Raw genomic sequence first — 24,889 nt, 5'->3', positions numbered from 1 at the left:
GGTCAGCGAGGCCCGGCAGTTCAGCATTTGCCCTCCTAGCTTCTCGCCCGCCGGTCGGCCGAACGCATCGCTGTCTGTTCGGTCTGGACAAGGCCCGCGCGGCGCCCGACCGTCCCTCGCCGGGGGCAGGGCCCAGGCTTGAGGGGTCTGTCGTGCATATCCATAAATTCCTGCTGATGACGACCGCCTGCCTGGCCCTGGCTGGCTCGGCCCTGGCGGCGCCCGGGACCGACCTGGCCCGCCAGCGCGCCATCGCCGCCCGGGTCGAGATCGTCCGCGACGACTGGGGGATCGCCCATGTCCACGGCAAGAGCGACAGCGATGCGGTGTTCGGCATGGTCTATGCCCAGGCCGAGGACGACTTCAACCGCGTCGAGACCAACTACCTGACCGCCCTGGGCCGCACGGCCGAGGCGCCCGTGGCGTTGGGGGGCGGCGAGAAGGCGGTCTGGCAGGACCTGCGGATGAAGCTGTTCGTCGATCCGGCCGACCTTCAGGCCCGCTACGCCACCAGCCCGCCCTGGCTGAAGGCGCTGATGGACGCTTGGGCCGACGGGCTGAACTTCTACCTGGCCACCCATCCGGCCACCAAGCCCAAGGTCATCACCCATTTCGAGCCGTGGATGGCGCTGAGCTTTACCGAAGGCAGCATCGGCGGCGATGTCGAGCGGATCTCGCTGGGCGAGCTGGAGGCGTTCTATGGCAAGCCCGTCGCCTTGGCCGAGACGCGGGCCCGAGAGGTCGCAGACGCCATGGCCTTCAAGGAGCCGACCGGCTCCAATGGGATCGCCATCGCGCCGTCGATCACGCAGGACGGCCACGCCCTTCTGCTGATCAACCCGCACACCTCGTTCTTCTTCCGCTCCGAACTCCAGATGACCAGCGACGCGGGGCTGAACGCCTATGGCGCGGCGACCTGGGGGCAGTTCTTCATCTATCAGGGCTTCAACGCCCATGCCGGCTGGATGCACACCTCCAGCACCGTCGATGTGGTGGATGAGTTTGCCGAGACGATTCAGAAGAAGGACGGCAAGCTGGTCTACCGCTATGGGACCGAGGAACGCCCAGTGACGGCAGCGACCGTCGAGGTCCCCTACAGGACCGCCAATGGTTTGCTGGCCAAGAAGACCTTCACCACCTACCGCACCCATCACGGTCCGATCGTCCGCGCCCAGGACGGCAAGTGGATCGCCTTCGCCATGATGTACCGTCCGGTCGAGGCGCTGCAGCAGTCCTATCTGCGCACCAAGACCAGCGACTATGCCAGCTTTCTCAAGGTGGCCGAGCTCAAGGGCAATTCGTCGAACAACACCCTGTTCGCCGACGACAAGGGCGAGATCGCCTATCTGCACCCGCAGTTCATTCCTCAGCGCGACGACCGCTTCGATTACACCAAGCCGGTCGATGGCGCCGACCCGGCCACGGACTGGAACGGCCTGCACACGCTGTCCGAAGCGCCGCATATGAAGACCCCACCCAATGGCTGGCTGATGAACACCAATAACTGGCCCTATTCGATGGCCGGCCCCTACAGCCCCAAGCAAGCCGACTTCCCGCGCTACATGGACACCGTGGGCGAGACACCGCGGGGCGTCCACGCCACCCTGGTGCTGAGCGGCCGCAAGGACTTCACCCTGCCCGGCCTGATCGCCGCAGCCTATGACCCCTATCTGACCGCCTTCGCCGAACTGATCCCGACGCTGGCCAAGGCCTATGACGCCACGCCCGACGGCGATCCGACCAAGGCCCGCCTGGCCGCGCAGATGGCGGCGCTGAAGGGCTGGGATTACCGGTGGTCGGCCACCTCGACCGAGACCTCACTGGCGGTCTTCTGGGGCGAGGCCCTGTGGGCGAAGTCGGCGGCCGAGGCCAAAAAGCAGGGCATATCGGCCTACAAGGCCATGGCCGAGGCGATGCCCGCCCAGAAGCTGGCGGCCCTGGCGGAGGCCTCGGATCGCTTGACCGCCGACTTCGGCGACTGGCGCACGCCCTGGGGCCAGATCAACCGCTTCCAGCGCAACGATGGGGCCATCGTCCAGACCTTCGACGACGCCAAGCCCTCGATCCCTGTGCCCTTCGCCTCGGCCCAATGGGGCTCGCTGGCCTCGTTCGGGGCCAAGCGCTATCCGGGGACCAAAAGGTACTACGGGACCAGCGGCAACAGCTTCGTGGCGGCGGTGGAGTTCGGCCCCCGCGTCAAGGCCATGGCCGTTTCGGCGGGTGGCGAGAGCAGCGATCCGGCCTCGCCCCACTTCGCCGACCAGGTCCCGCGCTATGCCGGCGGCGACCTGCGGGAGGTCTATTTCTATCCCGACCAGCTGGCGGGTCACACTGAGCGCCGCTACCGGCCAGGCGAAACGCGTTGACAACTTAGACTTGAGTTTGCCGCCTTAACATCTCATGATGGCAACTTCACAGGGGTTGCTCATGCTCGGCGCTCATGGATTCCGGATGGCCCTGGTCGGCTGCGCGGCGTTGGTCCTGGCCAGTTGCGCCGTGTTCGCCCCGCCTTATGACGCCACGCTCGACCAGAAGACCACCACCGCCTACGAGGGCGTGGCCAGGCTGGCGGCCGAGGCCGAGATGGGCCTCTATCAGGACAAGGCCACCTATACCGGCAAGATCGGAACCTATGCCGACATCCAAGCCGCCCTGGCTGTGGCGGCTATCCGCGCCGGCTCCGCGCCGGTCGGCGGCAAGCCGGCGGGGGAGGCACGCGACCTGACGGTGAGCTTTCTGAAGGGCTGCAGCGGCCAGGTCTCGGGCCTGGCGACCCTTCACAAGACCTTCGGTATCGTCACCGGCACGGGGGCGACGACGGCGATGATGGTCAGCTGCGACCAGGCGGCCAAGGCCGTCGGCGCGATGAAGAACTAAGGCGGGCTCCGATGACCGACTTCGCGTCCCTCGACATCGACAGCGTCGATCAGCTGGTCTCCGTGCTCGAAGATGAGCTGGGCGGCGTCTCGACCCAGTGGTGGAACACCAACAAGGGCGTGGTCGCCGGCTATCTGCGCAGCCTGGCCGAGGCGACGATGCAGACCCGGACCGCCCTGTTCAATCAGCAGATCCCGCCCGAAGCGGCCGACATGATCATCCACAACCAGGAACTGGCCTTCAACCAGACCCTGCAGTTCACGAAGTTCACGACCCTGGTGTTGGCGCAGCAGCTCCTGAACGCGGCGTTCAAGGTGATCGGCTGGGTGATCTTCAACAAGACGGGGATTAACCTGGCGCCCAACCTGGTGCAGCCGACGGATGGCGCCAGCGGCTGAGGCGCGCATGCTCCCTCTCCCAGAGGGAGAGGGAGAGGGCCCAGACGTTCGATCTATGCCCGAACCCGGCCTAGCCTTCGCGCTGGTCGCGCTTGGCCAGCACCCGCAGGCGCAGGGCGTTGAGCTTGATGAAGCCGCCGGCGTCGCGGTGGTCGTAGGCGACCTTGCCCTCTTCGAAGGTGACCAGGTCCTGATCATAGAGACTGTAAGGGCTTGTCCGGCCGATGATCGAGACATTGCCCTTGTAGAGCTTGACCCGCACCTGGCCGGTGACCTTGGCCTGGCTGTAGTCGATGGCCGCCTGCAGCATCTCGCGTTCGGGGGCGAACCAGAAGCCGTTGTAGACGAGCGATGCGTACTTCGGCATCAGCTCGTCCTTCAGGTGCATCGAGCCGCGGTCGAGGGTGATGCTCTCGATGCCACGGTGAGCCGCCAGCAATATCGTGCCGCCTGGGGTCTCGTAGACGCCGCGCGACTTCATGCCGACGAAGCGGTTCTCGACCAGATCCAGCCGACCCACGCCGTTGTCGCGGCCCAGTTCATTGAGCTTGGTCAGCAGGCTGGCTGGTGAAAGCGCCACGCCGTCGATGGCGACCGGGTCGCCCTTCTCGAAATTGATGGTGAAGACGTGCGGCTTATCGGGCGCGTCTTCTGGCGCAATGGTGCGCATGTGCACGAATTCGGGAGCCTCGACGGCCGGATCTTCCAGCACCTTACCTTCCGACGAGGAGTGCAGCAGGTTGGCGTCGACGCTGAACGGCGCCTCGCCGCGCTTGTCCTTGGTGATCTGGATCTGGTGCTTCTCGGCGAAGTCCAGCAGGGCCTCGCGCGACTTGAAGTCCCACTCGCGCCACGGGGCGATCACGTGGATGTCGGGCTCGAGCGCGTAATAGCCGAGCTCGAAACGGACCTGGTCATTACCCTTGCCGGTGGCGCCATGGCTGACCGCGTCGGCGCCGACCTTGCGGGCGATCTCGATCTGCTTCTTGGCGATCAGCGGCCGGGCGATCGAGGTGCCCAGCAGATACTGGCCCTCATAGACCGTGTTGGCGCGGAACATCGGGAAGACGTAGTCGCGCACGAACTCCTCGCGCACGTCCTCGATGAAGATGTTCTCCGGCTTGACGCCTGCGGCCAGGGCCTTGGCCCGCGCCGGCTCGATTTCCTCGCCCTGGCCCAGGTCGGCGGTGAAGGTCACGACCTCCGCGCCATATTCGGTCTGCAGCCACTTGAGAATGATCGAGGTGTCGAGACCGCCCGAATAGGCAAGCACGACCTTCTTCACGGGCTTGGCGGCCATGGGCGGGAGTCCTTTTAGAAAAACACAAAAGTCGGAGAAACAAGGCTCGCGGGGGCGTTTAGCGCGGTTTCGCGACGATTGAAACGCTAGCGTTGGCGCCAGACGCTCAGAGCTTGATCTGGCCTTCCTCGGCCAGCTGGTTGAGCGCGCGGCGGACCTGGGTCAGGTGGACCACCGCGAAGATCGCCGCCAGGATCGCCCGCACGCACAGCAGGATGATCGCCACGTCCAGCCCCGCCGGCTTGCGGCTCTCGGCCATCAGCCACAGGCTGAGCAGGAAGGTCGCGGCCGGCAGGGCGATCAGCGCCGCCCCGCGCGAGGCCCGCCACACCGTGGCCCCCGCCGGCGACCACAGCACCGGAAGCTTGACGTCCTTGCCGATCTTGCCCCAGGCCATCCGCGAGGCCCCGGCCATGATCGACAGCGACAGGATCCAAAGCACGTCGCCGATGACGCCCAGGAGGTTCACGAGCGTGTCTCAGCACGACGGGCTCTTTGACGTTTGACCGCCGCAAGCCATCCCGCTTGCATGAAGACTGTCCCAAACAGCCAAAAAATCACAAAGCCTGACGCGAGATCGAACGCCCCATCCTCACGGACGAAAGCAGGGATCAGGCCTCCACCCAGAACAGCCATCGAGAGCGGCCCCCAGATGTGAAGCCGGGAATTCTTTCGCGTGCACGATCCCCACTGGCGTGTCTGAATTTCCTCGAAGGGCTTGGTCAGACGCCACGCCTTGCCCGCCAGCATGGCGCACACCGCAACGACCGCGACCCAAACGCCTAGCAGGATCGCGCCTGCGGTCATCTAGACCGTCACCTGCGCGCCCAGCTCGACCACCCGGCCCGGCGGGATCTTGAAGAAGTCGGTCGGATTAGCGGCGTTCTTCATCAGGAAGATGAAGATCCGGTCCTGCCAGAGCGGCATGCCGCTATTGGCCGACGGCACGATCGAGCGGCGGCCCAGGAAGAAGCTGGTGGCCATGATGTCGAACTTCAGCCCCTGCTGCTTGCGCAACAAGGCCAGGGCCTTGGGCACATTGGGGCTTTCCATGAAGCCGTAGAAGATCTCGACCTTCTTGAAATCGGCGTTGATCGCCTGGGTGCGGATGCGGTCGTCCTCGGCCACCCGGGGGGTCTCGGCGGTACGGACGGTCAGCACCACATTGCGCTCATGCAGCACCTTGTTGTGCTTGAGATTGTGCATCAGCGCGACCGGGGTCATGTCAGGATCTGAGGTCAGGAAGATCGCCGTGCCGGGGCAGCGGTGCGGCGCGCGGGCCCGCAGGATCTCCATCAGGTCGACCAGGGGGACGGAGTCCCGGCGGGTCTTGTCGGTGAGGATCTGGCTGCCGCGCACCCAGGTGGCCATGATCGTGAACAGCGCCGCGCCGATCAACACGGGCAGCCAGCCGCCGGTGAAGAACCGCAAGGCGTTGGCTGACAGGAAGGTCAGGTCCAGCAGCATGAAAGGGATCAGGAAGGCCAGGGCGGCGGGGGTCTTCCAGTTCCACAGCCGGCGCATGACGATATAGGCCATGCAGGTGGTGACCACCATGGTGCCGGTCACCGCCAGGCCATAGGCGTGAGCCAGGGCCGACGAGGTCTGGAAGGTGAACATGATCGCCAACACTCCCAACAGCAGCATGGTGTTTAGCTGCGGCACGAAGATCTGGCCTGACTGGGTCTCCGACGTGCGCTTGATATCCTGGCGCGGCATCAAGCCCAGCTGGATCGCCTGCTGGGTCAGGGAAAAGGCTCCGGTGATCACCGCCTGGCTGGCGATGACGGTGGCCGCGCCGGCCAGCAACACCAGCGGCAGCCGCAGGAACTCGGGAGCCATCTCGAAGAACCAGTTCAGCTCCGGCATCGGCCGGCCTGCCGCTTCGGCGACGTCGAGGGTGTGGAGGGCGAAGGCGCCTTGGCCCAGATAGTTCACCGCCAGGCAGGGCAGGACGAAGAATAGCCAGGCGGCCTGGATCGGCCAACGCCCGAAGTGGCCCATGTCGGCCGACAGGGCCTCGGCCCCGGTGACGGTCAGGAACACCGCGCCCAGCACGATGAAGCCGGCCATGCCATGGTCGAACAGGAAGGCGACGGCGTAGTAGGGGTTGATCGCGGCCACGATGCCGGGATTGTCGGCCAGGTGATAGGCGCCCAGGACCAGCATCACCGCAAACCACACGGCGCAGACCGGGCCAAACAGCTTGCCGACCGTGGCCGTGCCCCGGCTCTGGATGAAGAACAGGCCCAGAAGCATCACGGTGGCGATGACCAGCACCACCTGGGTGGTGACGTGGGCCTCAAGCGCCGGAATGGTCCTCAAGCCCTCGACCGCCGAAAGCACGGAAATGGCCGGGGTGATCACCGCGTCGCCATAGAACAGCGCCGCGCCGGTGACGCCCAGCACGAAGACCAGCGTCGTGCGCCGCCCGATGGCCCGTTGCGCCAGGGCCATCAGCGACAACACCCCGCCTTCGCCCTTGTTGTCGGCGCGCATGATGAACAGCACGTATTTGACGGTCACGACGAGGATCAGCGCCCACAGGGCCAGCGACACCACGCCGAGAATCTCGGATCGGGTGATGCCGTCCTTGGCGGCGGCGTGCAGCGCTTCCTTGAAGGCGTAAAGCGGACTCGTGCCGATGTCGCCGAACACGACACCGACAGAGCCGACGGCCAGGGCCAGGAAACTATGACCTTTTACGGCATGGCTTGCTTGCGGAGGGACGTCACATGGGGCGGCGCTATTGGGAGCGGGTGCGCCAGAGGCTTCGGAAGCCATTCAATCCCTCCGGGGTCGCCCTCGCAAAACGCGGTGCGGAGCCCCATATCGGTCAAGCGGGGCGCGATACACCCAATCCTGCTCCGGTTCAATCGCGACCTGATCCGGTATAACAACGATAGTTTTCGCCCTAGGCGGTTTTTCGCCGCCGATAATTTTTGATTGAACGCGCGAGCGACGCCCTTAGGGTCCTGCCACAGAAAAATGTCCGACAGTCAGAAATTCCCCGTGGCGGCCCACGCCCTCGCCTATCTGGCGCACAAGAACGCCTTTTCGGCGGATCGCGCCGTGGCGAGCGCCGAACTGGCCGCCTCCGTCCCGACCAACCCCGTGGTGGTTCGCCGGGTCACCGCCATGCTTGGCAAGGCGGGACTGATCGGCGCGCGGGCCGGGGCCAATGGCGGCGCCTGGCTGCTGAAGCCGCCGGAACAGATCACTCTGGACGTGGTGTTGCGAGCCGTGAACGGCTGCGCCCACCTCGGCGTCGCGCCCAAGGGCGTCAAGGGCTGCCCGGTCGGCGAGAAGATTCCCGACGCCGTGCGCGGCGCCATGGCCGCCGCCGACACTGCCGTAGCCGAACGTCTGGCCCAGATCTCGGTGGCCGACCTGCTGTCGGGCGCGGCGAACGCGTCGTCGGTTGCGGCCTAGTCTAGAAGACGTCGGCCGCATTGGCGGTCGGCTTCGCGCCGGGCAGCGCGCGACGCACCAGGATCCAGACGCCTGAGCCGATCGCCGATATGCCAGCGTTCATGAACAGGCCGATCACGAGAAGAAAGGCCAGAACGCCCAAGGCCTGAGCGGGGTTGGTGGCCGCCTGGCCGTTCATGTTGAACATCCCCGGCGCCGTCGCCACCATCAGCAGCCCGAGGCCGGAGAACGCCAACTGACAGGTCGCCGCAATGGTGAAGGTCACCACGAACAACGCCCCAAACGACGCCGATCTCAGGTAGGACATTCAGATTTTTCCCTGGGTCAGCGATCCACCTCGTCACCCTGGCGGGTCACATCGGAATTGTCGAGCTTGGCGCTGTCACGCCGCCTGAAGCGGCCCTCAGAATAACTGCACCATTAACTGTTACTGATCTCCTGCCGTCGCCGGGACCGTGATTATGTAATCGCTACCGTTTCAGTTTCGAAACGGCCACCGGTATCACGGGCATCCGCCATGAGCAAAGTCGCCATCGTTTATCGCTCGGGTTACGGCCACACCGCCGTCCTGGCCGAAAGGGTCGCCGAAGGCGTCCGTGACGCCGGCCAGACCCCGGTCCTGCTGAAGATCGAAAACGCCGCCCAGGACTTCGCGCCGCTGATCGACAAGATCAGCCAGGCCGACGCCGTCGTCTTCGGCGCCCCCACCTATATGGGCGACGTCTCCGGCGTGTTCAAAGTCTTCGCCGACGCCACCGCCGCCCGAGATCACCCCGCCGGCCGGCGACCGCGAGACCGCCCGCCTGCTGGGCGTCCGCGTCGCCGAAGCGGCCGTGCGCTGGACGCGCGGCGCCCAGCCGGCGCTGAGCGAAGCCGCCTAGCCGACACCACCGTCCATCCTTCCTGATCCCCCAGTCCGAAGGACGGGCCTGGGGCGCTGAGCCCGAGCGCCCACTCGCTTCTTTCGTGCGTCAGGGACGCGCTTGCACCAAATCGGCCGCCGTGCTTCGTCTTGGCGACCCTTGACCTCGCTTGGACATAACCCCGCATGGCCCGCCGTCTCGCCCTGATCACCGGCGCCTCCGCCGGCATCGGGGCCGCCTTCGCCCGCATCTATGCCAGCCACGGCTATGACGTGGCCCTGACCGCCCGGCGGCTGGACCGGCTGGAGGCCCTGGCCGCCGAGATCCGCCTGCGGTTCGGCGTCGAGGCCTATCCGATCGCAGCCGACCTGGCCGACCCCGCCGGCGTTGACACGGTGCTGGCCGGGATCGAGGCCCAGGGCCGGGTCGTAGACGCCCTGGTCAACAACGCCGGCTACGGCCTGCCCGGGACCTATGCCGCCACCCGCTGGGAGGACCAGGCCGCCTTCCTGCAGGTGCTGCTGGTCTCGGTCTGCGGCCTGACCCACAAGGTGCTGCCAGGCATGGTCGAGCGCGGCTACGGCCGGATCGTCAATGTCGCCTCGCTAGCCGGCCTAACCCCCGGCGCGGCCGGCCACACGCTCTACGCGGCGACCAAGAGCTTCCTGGTGAAGTTTTCCCAGAGCCTGCACCTGGAAAACCAGGCAACGGGCGTGCATGTCTCGGCCCTGTGCCCCGGCTTCACCTGGTCGGAATTCCACGACGTCAACGGCACCCGCGCCCAGGTCAGCCAGTCGCTGCCGACCTGGCTGTGGCTGGGCGCTGACGAAGTCGCCGCCACCGGCTACGAGGCCGCCGAGGCCAACCGTGTCGTCTGCGTGCCCGGCGCGCCGAACAAGGCCATCGCCGTGCTGGCCAAGTTGATCCCGGACGACTGGGCCCTGGCGCTGATGGCCAGCCAGGGCGGGCGGTTTCGGAAGCTTTAGAGCATTTCCCGACCTGACTGCGTCAGGCCGTGAGCTCTAATCTTCTGTTTTGACGCATTTTTCTTCACGCGAACCGGAACCACTTCGCCCGAAAAATGCTCTAGGTTTGCGTTCTGCTCCCCTTTTCGGCCCCACAAGGGGAGGCGATCGCGCAACGATCGGTGCGGAGATTTGGGATTGTCGATCCGGGTTGTGGCGCCTGCGGACCAGACCTCACCCAAAACCTAGCCACCACCGACACTTCCCCCTATACCGCCCGCATGTTTGAAGGCTTCTCCCCCCTCGCCCGCGACGCTCGCGCCTGGCCGTTCGAGCAGGCGCGCGCCCTGCTGGCCCGCGTGCTGCGCCTGCGGCTGTCCGACGCCGAGCGCGATCTCGCCTCGGTCTTGATCAACAGCGGCAAGGCCAACGAAGCCGTCAAAATCTTCCCGGCCCTGGGCCGGGCGGTGATCCTGGAGACTGGTTATGGGCCCTCGGGCCTGCCGCATCTGGGCACCTTTGGCGAGGTGTCGCGCACGACCATGGTGCGCATGGCCTTCCGCGCCCTGACCGACGACGCCATCCCCACGCGCCTGATCGCCTTCAGCGACGACATGGACGGCCTGCGCAAGGTGCCGGACAATATCGAGAACAAGCAGCCGCTGATCGAGGACCTGGGCAAGCCGCTGACGGTTGTCCGCGACCCGTTCGGCACGCACGAGAGCTTCGGCGCCCACAACAACGCCCGCCTGCGCGCCTTCCTCGACGGCTTCGGCTTCGAGTACGAGTTCGTCTCCTCGACCGAGTGCTACAAGGGCGGCAGGTTCGACGAGACCCTGCTGACCGCCCTGGCTCGCTTCGACGCCATCCAGAAGGTCATGCTGCCAACCTTGGGCGAGGAGCGCCGCGCCAGCTATTCCCCGTTCCTGCCGATCAGCCCCTCGACCGGCCGCGTGCTGCAGGTCCCGACGCTCGAGCGCGACGTCGAGAAGGGCACGATCGTCTTCGAGGACGAGGACGGTTCCAAGGTCGAGGTCCCCGTCACCGGCGGCCACGTCAAGATGCAGTGGAAGCCCGATTGGGCCATGCGCTGGACGGCGCTGGACATCGACTACGAGATGAGCGGCAAGGACCTGATCGACTCGGTCAAGGCCTCAGCTCAGATCTGCAAGGCCCTGGGGGGCGTGCCGCCGGAGGGCTTCAATTACGAGCTCTTCCTCGACGAAAACTCGCAGAAGATCAGCAAGTCCAAGGGCAACGGCCTGTCGATGGAAGACTGGCTGCGCTACGGCGCGCCGGAAAGCCTGTCCTACTATATGTTCCAGAGCCCGAAATCGGCCAAGAAGCTGTTCTTCGACGTCATCCCCAAGGCGACGGACGAATATCTCCAGCAGCTCGACGCCTACCAAAAGCAGGAGCCGGCCAAGCAGTTGGATAACCCCGTGTGGCACGTCCATTCGGGCCGGCCGCCGCAATATGGCTCGCCGGTGTCGTTCAGCCTGATGCTGAACCTGGTGTCGGCCGCCAACGCCTCGGACAAGGCGATCCTCTGGGGCTTCCTGTCGCGTTATATTCCTGGCGCGACGCCGGAGGGCCAACCGCTGCTGGACCGCCTGGCCGACTACGCGATCAACTATTACGAGGACTTCGTGAAACCCACGAAGTCCTTCCGCGCGCCGAGCGATCAGGAACGCGCCGCGATCCTCGACCTGGCGACGCGGCTGAAGGCCCTGCCTGTCGGCTGCCAGGACGCCGAGCTGATCCAGAACGAAGTGTTCGCGGTCGGCAAGGACCACGCCTTCGACCCGCTGCGCGGCTGGTTCCAGGCGCTGTACGAAGTGCTGCTTGGCCAGAGCCAGGGTCCGCGCTTTGGCTCCTTCGCCGCGATCTTCGGCCTGGACCGCACCGTGGCGCTGATCGAAGAAAAGCTGGCCTAGGCAGGCACGCTGTTCGCGCCTGCGACACCGTGCCTCAACAGATGAACGAAGTCTGAACCCGCGGTTAAGGGTCTGTCCGCAATTGTGTGTCTAGTCTGTGGTTATCAGAACCAAGGTTAGACCGATGGCTTCCTTTACCCTTCGCCCTTTAGATCGTACCGAATTCGACTCGTTGCTCGGCGAACTGGCGTCTCAGTTTCCAGCGGCGCATGTCGAGGCGGCGCATAACGACAACTTCGCGTCCTACCGGGTCGATGTCTCTTGTGACGCGCCGTGGGAAGGCGACCTGACCGCCTGGTTGCAGACCAAGCACGGCGACTGCCCCCGTACTTAACGGTCGGCGCCGCGATCCTACTGGCTTGCCCAGAGGATGCGGGCGATCCACACCACCTCGGCCAGGTCCAGCGTAAGATCCTGGCCCTCTCGCGTCAGCGAAGCCAATTCCACGCTGCGGGCCGTGACCCGCGCCAGCTCCTTGACCAGCAGTTCGCCGCTCGCGGTCTTGACCACCACCCGGTCGCCACGGCGGGGCTCGACCGATGGCGAAACCAGAATGCGGTCGCCGTCGCGAAATAGCGGGGCAAGGGCGTCGCCGGTGATCTCCAGGGCATAGACCCCGTCCTCACCTAGTCCCGGAAAATCGATCTGGTCCCAGCGGGTCCCGACCGGCGCGCCCGCTTCGTCGAACACGCCGTCGGACCCCGCCTGGGCGAAACCGATCAAGGGCACAGCGCGCGGATTAGGCGGCCGGACCCGCTCTGTCAGGGCCGCGAATTCGGAAAATCCGACACCGGTGGCTTCCAGAACCTTGGCCAGGCTTTCGGTCGAAGGCCAGCGCGGCCGGGTGTCGCCCTCGCCGCGCTTGGAGCGGTTGAAGCTGGTGGGGTCGAGGCCCGCCATCTTGGCCATGGCCGAGGGGCTCATGTCGAAGCGCCTAGCCAAGGCGTCGATCGCGGTCCAGATTTCGGTGTGCGACAGCGACGACATAGGGCGTTCCTGAGCCTGGAAAGGCGTCCTGAAAATATGCCTACGCCCTAGGAATGTAAACCTAACCTCGGCAGGGTTAGTTGACGTTTACGTAAACGTTGACGTTGGATTGTCGCGGGCATATGGTGATCGTCGATAACCAACCGGCCCGTCCCCAGAAGTCGGGCCTGCCCAGGGAGGGTTTTGATGTTGGCCGACCTTCGACGTCCAGAACGCACTTTCACGATCCGACAGCTCTGCAACGAGTTCAAAGCCACGCCGCGGGCGCTGCGCTTCTATGAAGACAAGGGTCTGCTGACCCCGGCCCGCGAGGGCCTCAACCGCGTCTATTCCCACAAGGACCGCGTCCGCCTGCAGCTGATCCTGCGTGGCAAGCGCGTCGGCCTGTCGCTGTCGGAAATCCGCGAACTGCTCGACCTCTATGACGAGAACGATGACGGCGCGGCCCAGATGGCCCGCTCGCTGAAGAAGTTCAGGGAGCGCGCCAATGCGCTGGAACAGCAGCGCGAGGACATCGACGGCGCCCTGATCGAACTGCGCGAAGCTTGCGCCCGCCTTGAGCGGCGGCTTTCCGAAATTCGGCCCGACCTGCTGCCCCGCGCCGCCGACTATGACCAGGTGCTCCGCGCCCGGCTCGACGGTCACGGCGACGTCGCCCTCGGCAAATAGACTGCGTTTCCGCTCGCTTTGCACACGACCGCGATCGCGGGCGGATCCACATCCCTTGTCTTCGACCCGCCCTCTCCCGACCTGCCTGACCAGGACTGATTCATGACCTACCAGCCGCCCGTTCGCGAATACGCCTTCCTTCTGCGCGACGTGCTCAACATTGATCAGCATGGCGACCTGCCCAGTTTCGCCGACGCGTCGTTCGAGACGGTCGAGCAAATCCTCGAAGCCGCCGGCCAGTTCACCGGCGAGGTCCTGGCCCCGCTGAACCACATCGGCGACCAGCAGGGCTGCGTCTGGAACAGCGACTTCACGGTCAAGACCCCCGACGGCTTCGCCGCCGCCTACAAGCAACTGTGCGAAGGTGGTTGGACGGGCCTGGGGTCAGACCCGGCCTATGGCGGTCAAGGCCTGCCCCATGTCGTCAACCTGGCCTTCAGTGAGATGTCGAGCTCGGCCAACATGGCGTTCTCGATGTATCCTGGCCTGGCCCACGGCGCCTATTCGGCCATCCACACCGGCGGCAGCGACGTTCAGAAAGACCTCTACCTGCCCAAGATGGTCTCGGGCGAGTGGACCGGCACCATGAACCTGACCGAGCCGCACTGCGGCACGGACCTGGGTTTGCTGCGCACGAAGGCGGTTCCGGAAGCCGACGGCGCCTACCGCATCACCGGCCAGAAGATCTGGATCTCGGCCGGCGAGCACGACATGGCCGACAACATCGTCCACCTGGTGCTGGCCCGCATCGAAGGCGCCCCGGCCGGCGTCAAGGGCATCAGCCTGTTCATCGTGCCAAAATTCCTGCCGAAGGAAGACGGCTCGGTTGGCGAGCGCAACGACGGCGTCAAGTGCGTCGGCCTCGAAGAGAAGATGGGCATCCACGGCAACGCCACCTGCGTCATGCAGTACGAGGACGCCAAGGGCTGGCTGATTGGCGAGGAGAACAGCGGCCTGAAGCTGATGTTCGTGATGATGAACGAGGCCCGGCTCGGCGTCGGCCTGCAGGGCATCGCCCAGGCCGAGGCGGCCTATCAGGCCGCCGCCGCCTTCGCCAAGGACCGCCTGCAAGGCCGCTCGCTGACCGGCCCGAAGAACCCCGATGGCCCGGCCGACCCGATCATCGTCCACCCGGACGTGCGTCGCATGCTGTTGGAGAGCAAGGCCCTGATCGAAGGCGGCCGCGCCTTCCTGTTCTGGACGGCCCTGCACGGCGACCTGGCCCACCAGCACCCCGACGAGACCGTCCGCACCAAGGCCGAGGACTATATGGGCCTGATGACGCCGGTGCTGAAAGGCTACCTGACCGACAAGGGCTTCAAGATCTGTTCGGACGCCATGCAGGTTCACGGCGGCAGCGGCTTTACCGAGCACTTCCCGGCCAGCCAATATCTGCGCGATGTGCGCATTTCGCTGATCTATGAGGGCACCAATGGCATCCAGGCCCTGGACCTGGTGGGACGCAAGCTGGCCTCCAAGGGCGGCCGCGCCGTGATGACCTTCTTCCAGGAAGTCGACCAGTTCATTGGCGAAAACGACACCGACGAGGCCCTGAAACCGTTCGTGACCGCCCTGGCCGGCGTGAAGGCCCAGCTGCAGGACGGCACGATGTGGCTGATGCAAAACGGACTGCAGAACCCCGACAACGCCGGCGCCGCCTCCACCGACTACATGCACCTCTTTGGCCTGACCGGCCTGGCCTACATGTGGACGTTGATGGTCAAGGCCGCCAACGCCAAGATCGCCGCCGGCTCGACCGACCCGTTCTTCACCACCAAGATCGTCACGGCCAAATATTTCATCGAGCGCGTCTTGCCTGACGCTGGGGCGCATCTGGCCAAGCTGAAGACCGGCTCGGCCACCCTGATGGCCCTACCTGCGGAGGCTTTCTGATCATGGGCGTGCTCCAAGTCGAAAAGCCGGCCTTCATGGCTGAAGAAGACATCTCGATCTTCGAGGACGCGGTCGGCAAGTTCTTCGACGAACACGCCCCAGAGGCCGTGGTGGCGACCTGGCGCAAGAACCACGTCGTCGACCGCGAGATGTGGAACAAGGCCGGCCGAGCTGGACTGCTGGGCCTGACCGTTCCGGAAGCCTACGGCGGGGCCGGCGGCGACTATCGCCATGAGGCCGTGCTGATGGAACAGCTGGGCCTGAAGGGCGTCGATGGCTTCGGCATCAGCCTGCACAACGCCATCGTCGCTCCGTACATTCTCGTTTACGGCACCGAGGAGCAAAAGCAGCGCTGGCTGCCGCGCCTGTGCACCGGCGAGTTGGTCGGCGCTATCGCCATGACCGAGCCCGGCGCGGGCTCGGACCTGCAAGGGATCACGACCACCGCCAAGCAGGTCGGAAACCAGTATGTGATCAATGGGTCCAAGACCTTCATCACCAACGGCCAGACCGCCAACCTGATCATCGTCGTCGCCAAGACCGACGCCGCGGCCGGGGCGCGCGGCACCAGCTTGCTGATCGTCGAGGCCGACGGCGCTGAGGGCTTCGAGCGCGGCCGCAATCTCGACAAACTGGGCCACGATGCCCAGGACACCTCCGAGCTGTTCTTCAACGACGTCAAGATCCCGACCGAGAACCTGTTGGGCAGCGACGAGGGCCAGGGCTTCTTCCAGCTTATGGGCCAGCTGCCCCAAGAGCGGCTGAACATCGCCGTCCAGGGCATGGCCACCATCGAGCGGGCGCTGGAGCTGACGATCGACTACGTCAAGCAGCGCAAGGCGTTCGGCAAGGTGATCCTCGACTTCCAGAACACCCAGTTCGTGCTGGCCGAATGTAAGACCGAGGCGACCGTCGCCAAGGTGTTCGTCAACCACTGCACCGAGCGCCACCTGAAAGGCGAGCTCGACGCCGCCACCGCCTCGATGGCCAAGTACTGGGTCAGCGACCTGGAGAACAAGATCGTCGATCGATGCCTGCAGCTGTTCGGCGGCTATGGCTTCATGAACGAATATCCGATTGCCCGGATGTACCGCGACAGCCGCGTGCAGCGCATCTACGGCGGCACCAACGAGATCATGAAGCTGCTGATTGCTAGGACGCTGTGATGCTGTTCGCCGCCGCTCCCCCTGCCCCCGCCGTCGCGCCAGACGCTCGCTCGGCCATGGTCTGTGTGATCGCGGCCGGCCGCCGGCCGCTGAACTTCTCAGGCCAGCTGGTCGCGACCAAGCCCGGCTACAAGCCGCCGGCCGGCACGGCCTTCGATCTGCCGCTGACGGCGGGCAAGCCGCAGTGCAACCACCTGCTGCGTTCCAAGGTGGCGCAGTGGTCGCTGAGCGTGAACACGCCCGGCTTCACGGCCTGCAAGCTGCCGGTCCCGGAATTTGGCTACACCGTGACCTATTCGGCCCAGGCCGGCGCCCGGGGCTTGGCCTGCGCGCCGAAGTCTCGCGCCCCGATCGGGACGTGGAAATAGTGACCCGCGCCTCAGGCCTCGTTGACGCTGTTGGCCTTGATCTTGGCGGCCCCGCGGGCGTCCAGGTCCTGGCGCGTGGCCTCGAGGCTGAGCGGACCCAAGAGCGTGGCGTTCACCGCGTCCATGCCGGGCGCCGCCACGCCCGGCCTTCGGGCGATCAGGTAGCGCAGGCTCAGCCGCTCGTTGTCGGCGGCGTCGGGTTGGGTGCCGTGCAGGGTGCAGGCGTGCCACATGGCGGCATAGCCGGTCGTGCCGGTCAGCAGGTGCTGGCGGGTCTGGACCTCGTGGCCGCGACCGTCGCGATAGAGCCAGCCGTCACCCTTCTTCGTCAGGGCGTGCGGAAACAGCGTCCCGCCCAGCCTGTGGCTGTCCTCCAGCAGGAACAGCGGGGCGTCGTGCGTCCCGACGTCGTGCAGATAGATGTACAGGGTGATGAAGTCGGCTTCCCGGTCCTTGTAGTCGATCAAGTCCTGGTGGAAGTCGATGCCGTAGAAATAGGTGATGTCCCGGAACGGAGCCTTCACATAGGCGCCCAGGTTGTTGACCGGGTTGCCAGCGATGCGGGCCTTCAGCCAGTCGGGCACGACGCTGGACGGCACGCCGCAGATCAGCTTTTTGAGCAGGATTTCGTAGCCCTCGCCGAGCAGGGCTTCGAGCGCCGCGACGATCGCCGGGTCGTTCTCGACGAACGCCAGGTCGGCCTCGAACCGCTCCAGCAGGTTCCTGCCGGGCGCGGGATTGACCCCTATATATTGCGGATCGGCGTCGAACTGCGCTTCCGACAGGAAGAGGTCCGCATCGAAGGTCCGAAGGTCGCGAATCTTGGCCAGCAGTTCGCCGGCGCCCGCCGGGTCCACCCCGGCCTCGAACACATGATAACCGCGCGCGATGAAGTCGCTCACCACCGGGTGGGCTTCGTTCGTCGAACGCTCCGCTACCGTCATCGTCCTGGTCTCCAGATCACCGGAATCAGACGCTTTTTTGGTTAACGAACCATCCAAGACTACGCAGGAAGGAGCCATCAAATGGCCGACGCTTACATCTTTGACGCCGTGCGCACGCCGCGCGGCAAGGGTAAGAAGGACGGATCTCTGCACGAGATCACCGCCCTCTCCCTGGCCACCCAGGTTCTCGAGAACCTCCGCGATCGAAACGGCCTCGACACGTCCTATGTCGACGACGTCGTGCTGGGCTGCGTCGCTCCGGTCGGCGAACAGGGCAGCGACATCGCCCGCACCGCAGTGCTGACCGCCGACTATGCCGAGAGCGTGGCCGGCGTGCAGATCAACCGGTTCTGCGCCTCGGGCCTGGAAGCGGTGAACATGGCCGCGGCCAAGGTCGCCTCGGGCGAGGCCCAACTGACCATCGGCGGCGGCGTCGAAAGCATGAGCCGCGTGCCCATGGGCAGCGACGGCGGCGCCTGGCCCACCGACCCGTCCTCGGCCTTCAAGACCTATTTCGCCCCCCAAGGCGTCAGCGCCGACCTGATCGCCACCCTCTACGGCTTTAGCCGCGACGACGTCGACGCCTATGCGGTGGAAAGCCAGAAGCGCGCGGCGGCCTCCTGGGCCGACGGCCGCTTCAGGAAATCAGTGATCTCGGTCAAGGACCAGCTGGGCCTGACCATCCTGGATCACGACGAAACCGTGCGCGGCAATACGACCATGCAGACTCTGGCCGCGCTGAACGCCTCGTTCCAGGGCATGGGCGACATGGCCTTCGACGCGGTGGTGCAGCAGCGCTACCCGCAGGTCGAAAAGGTAAATCACGTCCACCACGCCGGCAACAGCTCTGGCATCGTCGACGGCGCCGCTGGCGTGCTGATCGGCACCAAGGAAATGGGTGAGGCCTTGGGCCTCAAGGCACGCGCCCGCATCAAGGGCGCGGCCTCAATCGGCAGCGAGCCCTCGATCATGCTGACCGGCCCTTCGCTGGTCACCGAGAAGTTGCTGAAGAGGCTGAAGATGGAGGTCAGCGACATCGACCTCTATGAACTGAACGAAGCCTTCGCCGCCGTCGTTCTGCGCATGATGCAGGCGCTGAACATCCCGCACGACAAGATGAACGTGAACGGCGGCGCCATTGCCATGGGTCACCCCCTGGGCGCCACCGGCGCGATGATCCTGGGCACCATGCTCGACGAGTTGGAGCGCTCCGACAAGGAAACCGCCCTGATCACCCTGTGCGTCGGCGCCGGCATGGGCACCGCCACCGTCATCGAACGCGTCTAGGATCTAGGATTTAGCATCATGGAAAACTTCAAGATCGAGGTCGACAGCGACGGGATCGCCCTCGTCACCTTCGACGTGCCCGGCCGGACGATGAACACCCTGACCGCCTCGGTGATCCGCGAGATCGGCGAAGTGGTCGAGGCCATCAAGACCGACGACGCCATCAAGGGCGCCGTGCTGACCTCGGGCAAGACCACCGGCTTCTGCGCCGGGGCCGACCTGGGCGAACTCGGCGGCGCCGAGGGCGGCATCGGTGGGGGTGATTTGAAGGCGGCCTTTGACGCCGGCTTCGCGCTGAACAAGGCCTTCCGCGCCCTGGAGACCGGCGGCAAGCCGATCGCGGCGGCGATCAATGGCCTGGCCCTGGGCGGCGGCCTGGAAATGACCCTGGCCTGCCACTATCGGGTGGTGGCCGACAATCCCAAGATCCAGCTGGGTCTGCCGGAAGCCAAGGTCGGCCTGCTGCCTGGCGGCGGCGGCACCCAACGGCTGGTGCGCCTGATGGGCGTGATGGCCGCGGCGCCGTATCTGCTGGAAGGCAAGTCGATGAAGCCGGACGAGGCCCTGGCCCTGAAGGTCGTCCACGAAGTGGTCCCCGCCGACCAGGTGATCGAGGCGGCCAAGACCTGGATCAAGACCAAGGGCGACGCCGTCGCCCCGTGGGACAAGAAGGACTTCAAGCTGCCCGGCGGCGGTCCCTACACCCCCACCGGAAGCCAGGTGTTCGTGATGGGCAACGCCATGCTGCGCAAGCAATCCTATGGCAACTATCCCGCCCAACTGAACATCATGAAGGCCGTCTATGAGGGCACCCAGGTGCCGTTCGACGCGGCCATCCGCATCGAGACCCGCTACTTCCTCAAGACCCTGATGTCGCCCCAGGCCAAGGGCATGATCCGCACCCTGTTCCTCTCGCTTCAAGAGCTGGGCAAGGGCTCGGGCCGCCCGGCCGGCGTGCCGCACTACGACGTCAAGAAGGTGGCCGTGCTCGGCGCCGGCATGATGGGCGCGGGCATCGCCTATGTGCAGGCCATGGCCGGCATCGAGACCGTGCTGATCGACCAGACGCAAGAAGCCGCCGACAAGGGCAAGGGCTATGCGCAGGCCCTGGTCACCAAGGCCGTGTCGCGCGGCAAGATGACCAAGGAGAAGGGCGAGGGCATTCTCGCCTTGATCCACCCGACCTCGGACTACGCCCACGTCAAGGGTTCGGACCTGGTGGTGGAAGCGGTTTTCGAGAACCGCGACGTCAAGGCCTCGGTGACCAAGCTGGCCGAAGTCCAGCTGGCCGACACCGCGATCTTTGGCTCCAACACCTCGACCCTGCCGATCACCGGCCTGGCCAAGGCGTCGGTGCGACCTGCCTCGTTCATCGGCATCCACTTCTTCTCGCCGGTCGACAAGATGGGCTTGGTCGAGCTGATCATGGGCGAGGAAACCTCGCAGGAGGCCCTGGCCAAGTCGATCGACTATGTCCTGAAGATCAAGAAGACCCCGATCGTCGTCAATGACAGCCGCGGCTTCTACACCTCGCGATGCTTCGGCACCTTCGTGCAGGAGGGCATGGAGCTGCTGTCCGACGGCTACGCCCCGGCCATCATCGACAATGTCGGTCGGGCCACCGGCATGCCGCGCGGTCCGCTGGAGATGCACGACGACGTCGCGCTGGACCTCTCCTACAAGATCGCCCAACAGACCAAGAAGGACCTCGGCGACAAGTACGAGGAGCGTCCCTTCACAGCGATCATCGAGAAGATGGTCGATGGCGAGGGCCGCTATGGCCGCAAGAATGGCAAGGGCTTCTACGACTATCCAGAGAACGGCCCCAAGACCCTGTGGAAAGGCCTGGCCGATCTCGCCCCGGTGAAGATCGCCGAGGTCGATAAGGCCGGCATCGAGGAAATCCGCACCCGTCTGCTCTACCGCCAGGCCGTCGAAGCCGCTCGCTGCTTCGAGGAGGGCGTCATCACCGACCCGCGTGAAGCCGATGTCGGGGCCATTCTGGGCTGGGGCTTCGCGCCCTGGACCGGCGGTCCGATCAGCCTGATCGACGGGCTTGGCGTCGCCAAGTTCGTCGAGGCCTGCGACGCCCTGGCCCAGAAGTACGGCGCGCGGTTCGCCCCGCCCCAGCTGCTGCGCGACATGGCCGCCAAGGGCGAGACCTTCTACAGCCGCTTCGGCGTCAAGGAGAAGGCCGCCGCCTAAACCCGGTAGGTTGCTGAAACACGGAAAGGCCCGGCGGCGACGCCGGGCCTTTTTCGTTGGAGCCGGGCGTCCATGTCAGGGTGGTCTCACGGCGGACATTGTCTCGCCGCACGGTGACGCTAGCTGGAACGACGACGCGGGGGCGTGAAGGAGCTGCCGATGCGCCCATGCGAGCGCCGTTTTGAGCGCTCATGCGCGTGAAACCCAGGACGCGTCGATGGCTGGGCGTCGGGGCCGCATCCCTGGCGCTGCACGGCCTGTTGGGCTGGGCTCTGTTGGCGGCGATCCCGCCCGGTCCCGTGCCGATCGAACCCCGCAGCGTCGTCGTCGAGCTGACCGCCGCCGCGCCCGCCAAACCACCCGAACCTCGCCACGAGCAATCCAAAAGCGACGACGCACCAGCCGTGGCGCCCGTCGCGGTTCCGGGCCTCGCCGCCCTACCCCCGCCCGTTGCTGCGTCGCCGTCCCCGCCGGCCCCACCCGCCCGCCAGATCGTCGCCCCGCCCGGCTTTACCGCGCGCGGGACCTTGACTGGCGGTGGTGAAGCCCTGCGCCAGGCGGCGCGTAGAAGCAGCTGCACTGAAGCCGATATCGTCAAGCTGACCACGGCCGAGCGCCAAGCCTGCGCCGAGGCCTTGGGCGCCCGGAACAAGAACGGCCCCGCCCTCTACGCCGCCATCGACCCGGAAAAGAAGGCGGGCTTCGACGGCGGTTGCAGGAAGGACGACGACTGGTGCCTCTACCGCGCCGGTAAAGGTCCCTATCCGGGCCTGTTTGCCGTTGGGAAGAAGAAGAAACGCCCTGGTTGGGACGACTGAACGAAAAAGGCCCCGTCTCTCGACGGGGCCCTTCTGCGCTTCGGAAGGTTGAGCTTACCAGCTCTTGCTGAGCGACAGGAAAATCCGGCGCTCGACTTCCAGGCCGGACGTCTGGCGCTGATGGCCTTCGGTCAGGTTCTGACCGCTGAGCGCAAGAGTCAGGCCTTGGTCGAAGGAACGGGCCACGCGGCCGCCCAGGGTGACATAGCCGTCGATCGGAACCAGCGCGCCTGCCGAAGCATAGCCGTCGTGGTCGCCGGTGTAGTGGGCGAAGGCGTCGGCCGACCATTGGGCGTTGGCCCAACCGAAGGCGACATTCCCGCGCACTTCCGGCGTGGTCGCTGAATAGGCGACCAAGCGGACCTGCGGCGTGAAGCCGGCGGCCGGCTGGTCGTCGACATCAGTGAAGGTCCAGTCACCGCTCCAGTGGTAGCCGCCGGCGATCTTGCCCGAGGCGGTCAGCTCGACACCCCACATCTTGCTGGCGCCGACATTGCGATAGCTGAGCAGCGGCATCACGCCCGGCACGGTCGGCATGACATCGATCTGGCCGGAGCTGGGCTGGCCCTTCACGTCCTCGGTCTTCTGGGTGAAGACGCTGACGCCGGCCCTGGCGTCCAGCAGACCCGGCAGGGTGCGCTCGTAGCCAATCTCGTAATTGGTGACGATCGACGGCTTCAGGGTCGGATTGCCGACGACGCCGATGGTGTAGGGACCGACCTTGACCCGCAATTGCACCGCGCCCAGGTCGACAAGGGTCGGAACCTGCACGCCGCGCGCAGCGGTCAGCTTGATGCTGTCGGCGTCGGTCGGACGATAGACGAGGCCGGCATTGTAGCTGGCTTCTTTGATCGAGCGGTCCCAATAGGCGTTGGTCACGGGCGGATAGCCGGCCGGGAACGTGCCTTCCCGCGACAGGTCCAGGCTGTCGTAGCGACCGGCCAGGGTCAGGGCCAGCTTGTCGCTGACGGCCCAGTTCCACATGCCCGAAACCGCCGCGACCTTGTAGCTGACCTTGCCGCCCGCCAGCGGGGCGGTGTTGACCTCGTTCTCGCGATATTCACCACCAATGCGGAAGGTGTGCTGAGCGCCGATCTTAAACAGGTCCTGGACGCTAGCCACGGTGATCTTGTTCTCGAAGCGGGCCTTTTGGCCGGCGACGGTCTGCTTGGCGGTCAGGTTGGTCTGATAGACCGAGCCCTGCAGCAAGCCGAGCTTGGTGTCCGAGGCCAGGGTCGCCTTGGCCGAGGTCGTGACGTACTTGCTGGGCGAATAGGCGTTGTTCGAGACCGCCTCGCTGATCTGGACGTTCGACCACGAGCCTTCGATGCGTAGTTCGGTCTTTTCGGTCAGCTGGGTGATGGTGTCGATGTTGGCCGAAACGCGGGCCGGGTTGGTCAGCAGGTTGGACGCCGTGGCGATGGTGTTCTTGTACTCGTCCATCTGGGCCGCGCCGGCCGACAGACGGGCGAAGAAGCGCTCGCCCAGCTTGACCGACTTGACCACCGACAGTTCGCCATAGCCGTTCGTGCCGCCGGTGATCGAGACCGAGCCGTCGTTGTCGAACTTCGGGTTCTGGGTAATGATGTTGACCACGCCGCCCACGGCGTTGAACCCGAACAGGGCGCTGTTGGGGCCTTTGACGACTTCGATCTGGCGGATCTCCGACAGCTGCACCGGCAGGGTCGCCCAGGCGGTGTAGCCATAGTGGTCCAGATAGACTTGGCGGCCGTTGATCAGCACCAGCAGGCGCGGCGACATCGCCTGGTCATAGCCGCGGACGCTGACGTCCGAGGCGCCAGCGCCCCAGTTCAGCACGTCCAGGCCGGCGACGCGGCTGAGGATGGTCGGCAGGTCGACGGCGCCCGAGCGCTTGATGTCGGCGGCGGTAATGATCTCCATGGCCACCGGAACCTCGGTCGAACGCTGCGGCGAGCCGGTGGCGCTGGTCGTCACCGGTTCGTTGAACAGCTGCTCCATCGCGCCGTAGTCGATCGACTGGGCATGAGCGGCCGTGGCGGCCATGGATAGGGCGAAGGTGGCCGAAACGCCGGCCAGAAGAGTCTTTTTCATGATTTTATCTCTGGGCTCGAGCTGGATCAGACTTCGCGGATCATCATGCGGAAGGCGGCCTTGAAGACCGCGCCCACGGCGGCGGCGGCCGCGCGGTTGACGACGATCTCGACCTTGGGGTCGGCCGAGACGCTCATCACGCAGTTGCCGCTGGTGGCGCACGAGGTGTCCGAGCCGATGGTGATCAGCTTCTTGGCCTTGGCGGCCGCGCCGACATTGACGCCGGTGGTCACATAGAGGGCGGCGACGCCGGACACGCCGGAGACGGCGCTGGCTTCAACCGGCTTGGCGGTCAGGGTCACGGCCCCGGCGCTCATGCCGCCGCCGATGGCGGCCATTACGGCGTTCTTTTCGGCGACCGAGGCAGGCTTGGACGGATCGAAGACAATACCCAGCACGGCCTTGCCGGTAGGACCGTTCTCCAGGAAGGTCAGGGCGCGACCGGCGACCTGGATGTCCTTGGTGGCGTCGGCGTGGGCGCTCAACGGCGCGACGCTCAGCGCCAAGGCACAGAGCGTGACAACGCTCCGAGTGTTTCTTTTCGACATTTCTTGCATCCCCTGCCCGAGCTTCTTCCGGGCTTCAAGGAGCGTCTAATGCCGCCAGACTTGTAAACAAGGCCGTAACAGTCTTCACATAACGCTGGTATCTTCTACGTCCTTCCGGGCCAATCCGGATATTTGCTACTAACCAATAGAAGTATATCG

General features: G+C 65.6%; 24 protein-coding genes. 15 read left to right on the top strand and 9 right to left on the bottom strand.

Annotated features, from left to right (window positions below):
- Positions 1-152: 152 nt before the first annotated feature.
- The 3 genes from ACP694_RS04695 to ACP694_RS04685 all read left to right on the top strand — a co-directional run bounded on the left by ACP694_RS04695 (position 153) and on the right by ACP694_RS04685 (position 3,275).
- Complete coding sequence (locus ACP694_RS04695) at positions 153-2,366, top strand: penicillin acylase family protein (protein ID WP_426010805.1); 2,214 nt, start codon at positions 153-155, stop codon at positions 2,364-2,366.
- A 61-nt stretch (positions 2,367-2,427) separates the two neighbouring features.
- Complete coding sequence (locus ACP694_RS04690; protein ID WP_426010803.1) at positions 2,428-2,877, top strand: hypothetical protein; 450 nt, start codon at positions 2,428-2,430, stop codon at positions 2,875-2,877.
- Between the two features lie 11 nt (positions 2,878-2,888).
- Entirely contained in the window at positions 2,889-3,275 is a 387-nt protein-coding gene (locus ACP694_RS04685; RefSeq protein ID WP_426010801.1) for a hypothetical protein, read from the top strand.
- A gap of 70 nt (positions 3,276-3,345) precedes the next feature.
- Here ACP694_RS04685 and ACP694_RS04680 read toward each other — a convergent pair whose 3' ends face one another.
- The 4 genes from ACP694_RS04680 to ACP694_RS04665 all read right to left on the bottom strand — a co-directional run bounded on the left by ACP694_RS04680 (position 3,346) and on the right by ACP694_RS04665 (position 7,359).
- Positions 3,346-4,575, bottom strand: a complete 1,230-nt coding sequence (locus ACP694_RS04680; protein ID WP_426010799.1) for an argininosuccinate synthase — start codon at positions 4,573-4,575, stop codon at positions 3,346-3,348.
- A gap of 106 nt (positions 4,576-4,681) precedes the next feature.
- Positions 4,682-5,044 carry a hypothetical protein gene (locus ACP694_RS04675; protein WP_426010797.1) on the bottom strand — a complete coding sequence of 121 codons (363 nt, stop codon included), beginning with the start codon at positions 5,042-5,044 and terminating at the stop codon, positions 4,682-4,684.
- Positions 5,041-5,382, bottom strand: a complete 342-nt coding sequence (locus ACP694_RS04670) for a hypothetical protein (protein ID WP_426010796.1) — start codon at positions 5,380-5,382, stop codon at positions 5,041-5,043. The genes ACP694_RS04675 and ACP694_RS04670 overlap by 4 nt, the downstream gene beginning before the upstream one ends.
- Complete coding sequence (locus ACP694_RS04665; protein ID WP_426010794.1) at positions 5,383-7,359, bottom strand: potassium transporter Kup; 1,977 nt, start codon at positions 7,357-7,359, stop codon at positions 5,383-5,385. It abuts the gene before it with no gap.
- Between the two features lie 204 nt (positions 7,360-7,563).
- Between ACP694_RS04665 and ACP694_RS04660 the strand changes: the two genes are divergently transcribed.
- On the top strand, positions 7,564-8,007 hold the full coding sequence (locus tag ACP694_RS04660; RefSeq protein ID WP_426010792.1) for an Rrf2 family transcriptional regulator: 444 nt from the start codon (positions 7,564-7,566) through the stop codon (positions 8,005-8,007).
- A 1-nt stretch (position 8,008) separates the two neighbouring features.
- On the opposite strand, the gene ACP694_RS04655 is transcribed toward ACP694_RS04660, so the two are convergent.
- The gene (locus ACP694_RS04655; RefSeq protein ID WP_426010791.1) at positions 8,009-8,314 is read right to left on the bottom strand and encodes a hypothetical protein; all 306 of its coding nucleotides are present in this window, start codon (positions 8,312-8,314) and stop codon (positions 8,009-8,011) included.
- Between the two features lie 210 nt (positions 8,315-8,524).
- On the opposite strand from ACP694_RS04655, the gene ACP694_RS04650 reads away from it, so the two are divergent.
- The 4 genes from ACP694_RS04650 (at position 8,525) to ACP694_RS04635 (ending at position 12,106) form a co-directional block, all read left to right on the top strand.
- Positions 8,525-8,914 carry a flavodoxin family protein gene (locus ACP694_RS04650; protein ID WP_426010789.1) on the top strand — a complete coding sequence of 130 codons (390 nt, stop codon included), beginning with the start codon at positions 8,525-8,527 and terminating at the stop codon, positions 8,912-8,914.
- 141 nt (positions 8,915-9,055) lie between these two features.
- A complete protein-coding gene (locus ACP694_RS04645; protein ID WP_426010787.1) occupies positions 9,056-9,856 on the top strand; it encodes an SDR family NAD(P)-dependent oxidoreductase in 801 nt (266 codons plus the stop codon).
- 260 nt (positions 9,857-10,116) lie between these two features.
- On the top strand, positions 10,117-11,772 hold the full coding sequence (locus tag ACP694_RS04640; RefSeq protein WP_426010786.1) for a lysine--tRNA ligase: 1,656 nt from the start codon (positions 10,117-10,119) through the stop codon (positions 11,770-11,772).
- 124 nt (positions 11,773-11,896) lie between these two features.
- Positions 11,897-12,106 carry a hypothetical protein gene (locus tag ACP694_RS04635; RefSeq protein ID WP_426010785.1) on the top strand — a complete coding sequence of 70 codons (210 nt, stop codon included), beginning with the start codon at positions 11,897-11,899 and terminating at the stop codon, positions 12,104-12,106.
- A 17-nt stretch (positions 12,107-12,123) separates the two neighbouring features.
- Here the strand turns inward: ACP694_RS04635 and ACP694_RS04630 are convergent, their stop codons facing one another.
- Entirely contained in the window at positions 12,124-12,759 is a 636-nt protein-coding gene (locus tag ACP694_RS04630) for a S24 family peptidase (protein WP_426010783.1), read from the bottom strand.
- 189 nt (positions 12,760-12,948) lie between these two features.
- Between ACP694_RS04630 and ACP694_RS04625 the strand changes: the two genes are divergently transcribed.
- From ACP694_RS04625 to ACP694_RS04610, 4 genes are all read left to right on the top strand, one after another.
- Entirely contained in the window at positions 12,949-13,428 is a 480-nt protein-coding gene (locus tag ACP694_RS04625; protein ID WP_426011293.1) for a MerR family transcriptional regulator, read from the top strand.
- A gap of 102 nt (positions 13,429-13,530) precedes the next feature.
- The gene (locus tag ACP694_RS04620; RefSeq protein WP_426010782.1) at positions 13,531-15,321 is read left to right on the top strand and encodes an acyl-CoA dehydrogenase C-terminal domain-containing protein; all 1,791 of its coding nucleotides are present in this window, start codon (positions 13,531-13,533) and stop codon (positions 15,319-15,321) included.
- Positions 15,322-15,323: 2 nt separating this feature from the next.
- On the top strand, positions 15,324-16,487 hold the full coding sequence (locus ACP694_RS04615; protein ID WP_426010780.1) for an acyl-CoA dehydrogenase family protein: 1,164 nt from the start codon (positions 15,324-15,326) through the stop codon (positions 16,485-16,487).
- Positions 16,487-16,855: a hypothetical protein gene (locus ACP694_RS04610; protein ID WP_426010778.1), complete on the top strand. Its 369-nt coding sequence runs from the start codon at positions 16,487-16,489 to the stop codon at positions 16,853-16,855. The genes ACP694_RS04615 and ACP694_RS04610 overlap by 1 nt, the downstream gene beginning before the upstream one ends.
- Before the next feature lie 11 nt (positions 16,856-16,866).
- On the opposite strand, the gene ACP694_RS04605 is transcribed toward ACP694_RS04610, so the two are convergent.
- Positions 16,867-17,799 (bottom strand): hypothetical protein, encoded by a 933-nt coding sequence (locus ACP694_RS04605; RefSeq protein ID WP_426010777.1) that lies wholly within the window; start codon positions 17,797-17,799, stop codon positions 16,867-16,869.
- An 81-nt stretch (positions 17,800-17,880) separates the two neighbouring features.
- Between ACP694_RS04605 and ACP694_RS04600 the strand changes: the two genes are divergently transcribed.
- The 3 genes from ACP694_RS04600 (at position 17,881) to ACP694_RS04590 (ending at position 22,109) form a co-directional block, all read left to right on the top strand.
- Positions 17,881-19,086 (top strand): acetyl-CoA C-acetyltransferase, encoded by a 1,206-nt coding sequence (locus tag ACP694_RS04600; protein ID WP_426010775.1) that lies wholly within the window; start codon positions 17,881-17,883, stop codon positions 19,084-19,086.
- An 18-nt stretch (positions 19,087-19,104) separates the two neighbouring features.
- Positions 19,105-21,291 carry a 3-hydroxyacyl-CoA dehydrogenase NAD-binding domain-containing protein gene (locus ACP694_RS04595; RefSeq protein WP_426010774.1) on the top strand — a complete coding sequence of 729 codons (2,187 nt, stop codon included), beginning with the start codon at positions 19,105-19,107 and terminating at the stop codon, positions 21,289-21,291.
- A 191-nt stretch (positions 21,292-21,482) separates the two neighbouring features.
- Positions 21,483-22,109: a hypothetical protein gene (locus ACP694_RS04590; RefSeq protein ID WP_426010773.1), complete on the top strand. Its 627-nt coding sequence runs from the start codon at positions 21,483-21,485 to the stop codon at positions 22,107-22,109.
- 54 nt (positions 22,110-22,163) lie between these two features.
- On the opposite strand, the gene ACP694_RS04585 is transcribed toward ACP694_RS04590, so the two are convergent.
- Together ACP694_RS04585 and ACP694_RS04580 are read right to left on the bottom strand one after the other, a co-directional pair.
- Positions 22,164-24,182: a TonB-dependent receptor plug domain-containing protein gene (locus tag ACP694_RS04585; protein ID WP_426010771.1), complete on the bottom strand. Its 2,019-nt coding sequence runs from the start codon at positions 24,180-24,182 to the stop codon at positions 22,164-22,166.
- 26 nt (positions 24,183-24,208) lie between these two features.
- Entirely contained in the window at positions 24,209-24,688 is a 480-nt protein-coding gene (locus ACP694_RS04580) for a hypothetical protein (RefSeq protein ID WP_426010770.1), read from the bottom strand.
- Positions 24,689-24,889 lie beyond the last annotated feature (201 nt).

The organism is Caulobacter sp. DWR2-3-1b2, assembly GCF_049896345.1.
Taxonomy (GTDB): Bacteria; Pseudomonadota; Alphaproteobacteria; order Caulobacterales; family Caulobacteraceae; genus Caulobacter.
This window is presented reverse-complemented; position numbering and strand designations above follow the sequence as displayed.

What these genes read in the sequence shown, in the direction of transcription:
- ACP694_RS04690 (WP_426010803.1), top strand. Translation starts at nt 2,428, where the DNA reads ATGCTCGGCGCTCATGGATTCCGGATGGCCCTGGTCGGCTGCGCGGCG.
- ACP694_RS04615 (WP_426010780.1), top strand. Translation starts at nt 15,324, where the DNA reads ATGGGCGTGCTCCAAGTCGAAAAGCCGGCCTTCATGGCTGAAGAAGAC.
- ACP694_RS04600 (WP_426010775.1), top strand. Translation starts at nt 17,881, where the DNA reads ATGGCCGACGCTTACATCTTTGACGCCGTGCGCACGCCGCGCGGCAAG.
- ACP694_RS04655 (WP_426010791.1), bottom strand. Translation starts at nt 8,314, where the DNA reads ATGTCCTACCTGAGATCGGCGTCGTTTGGGGCGTTGTTCGTGGTGACC.
- ACP694_RS04630 (WP_426010783.1), bottom strand. Translation starts at nt 12,759, where the DNA reads ATGTCGTCGCTGTCGCACACCGAAATCTGGACCGCGATCGACGCCTTG.
- ACP694_RS04585 (WP_426010771.1), bottom strand. Translation starts at nt 24,182, where the DNA reads ATGAAAAAGACTCTTCTGGCCGGCGTTTCGGCCACCTTCGCCCTATCC.
- ACP694_RS04640 (WP_426010786.1), top strand. Translation starts at nt 10,117, where the DNA reads ATGTTTGAAGGCTTCTCCCCCCTCGCCCGCGACGCTCGCGCCTGGCCG.
- ACP694_RS04620 (WP_426010782.1), top strand. Translation starts at nt 13,531, where the DNA reads ATGACCTACCAGCCGCCCGTTCGCGAATACGCCTTCCTTCTGCGCGAC.
- ACP694_RS04670 (WP_426010796.1), bottom strand. Translation starts at nt 5,382, where the DNA reads ATGACCGCAGGCGCGATCCTGCTAGGCGTTTGGGTCGCGGTCGTTGCG.
- ACP694_RS04660 (WP_426010792.1), top strand. Translation starts at nt 7,564, where the DNA reads ATGTCCGACAGTCAGAAATTCCCCGTGGCGGCCCACGCCCTCGCCTAT.
- ACP694_RS04645 (WP_426010787.1), top strand. Translation starts at nt 9,056, where the DNA reads ATGGCCCGCCGTCTCGCCCTGATCACCGGCGCCTCCGCCGGCATCGGG.
- ACP694_RS04680 (WP_426010799.1), bottom strand. Translation starts at nt 4,575, where the DNA reads ATGGCCGCCAAGCCCGTGAAGAAGGTCGTGCTTGCCTATTCGGGCGGT.
- ACP694_RS04665 (WP_426010794.1), bottom strand. Translation starts at nt 7,359, where the DNA reads ATGGCTTCCGAAGCCTCTGGCGCACCCGCTCCCAATAGCGCCGCCCCA.
- ACP694_RS04610 (WP_426010778.1), top strand. Translation starts at nt 16,487, where the DNA reads ATGCTGTTCGCCGCCGCTCCCCCTGCCCCCGCCGTCGCGCCAGACGCT.
- ACP694_RS04685 (WP_426010801.1), top strand. Translation starts at nt 2,889, where the DNA reads ATGACCGACTTCGCGTCCCTCGACATCGACAGCGTCGATCAGCTGGTC.
- ACP694_RS04595 (WP_426010774.1), top strand. Translation starts at nt 19,105, where the DNA reads ATGGAAAACTTCAAGATCGAGGTCGACAGCGACGGGATCGCCCTCGTC.
- ACP694_RS04590 (WP_426010773.1), top strand. Translation starts at nt 21,483, where the DNA reads ATGCGCGTGAAACCCAGGACGCGTCGATGGCTGGGCGTCGGGGCCGCA.
- ACP694_RS04605 (WP_426010777.1), bottom strand. Translation starts at nt 17,799, where the DNA reads ATGACGGTAGCGGAGCGTTCGACGAACGAAGCCCACCCGGTGGTGAGC.
- ACP694_RS04650 (WP_426010789.1), top strand. Translation starts at nt 8,525, where the DNA reads ATGAGCAAAGTCGCCATCGTTTATCGCTCGGGTTACGGCCACACCGCC.
- ACP694_RS04635 (WP_426010785.1), top strand. Translation starts at nt 11,897, where the DNA reads ATGGCTTCCTTTACCCTTCGCCCTTTAGATCGTACCGAATTCGACTCG.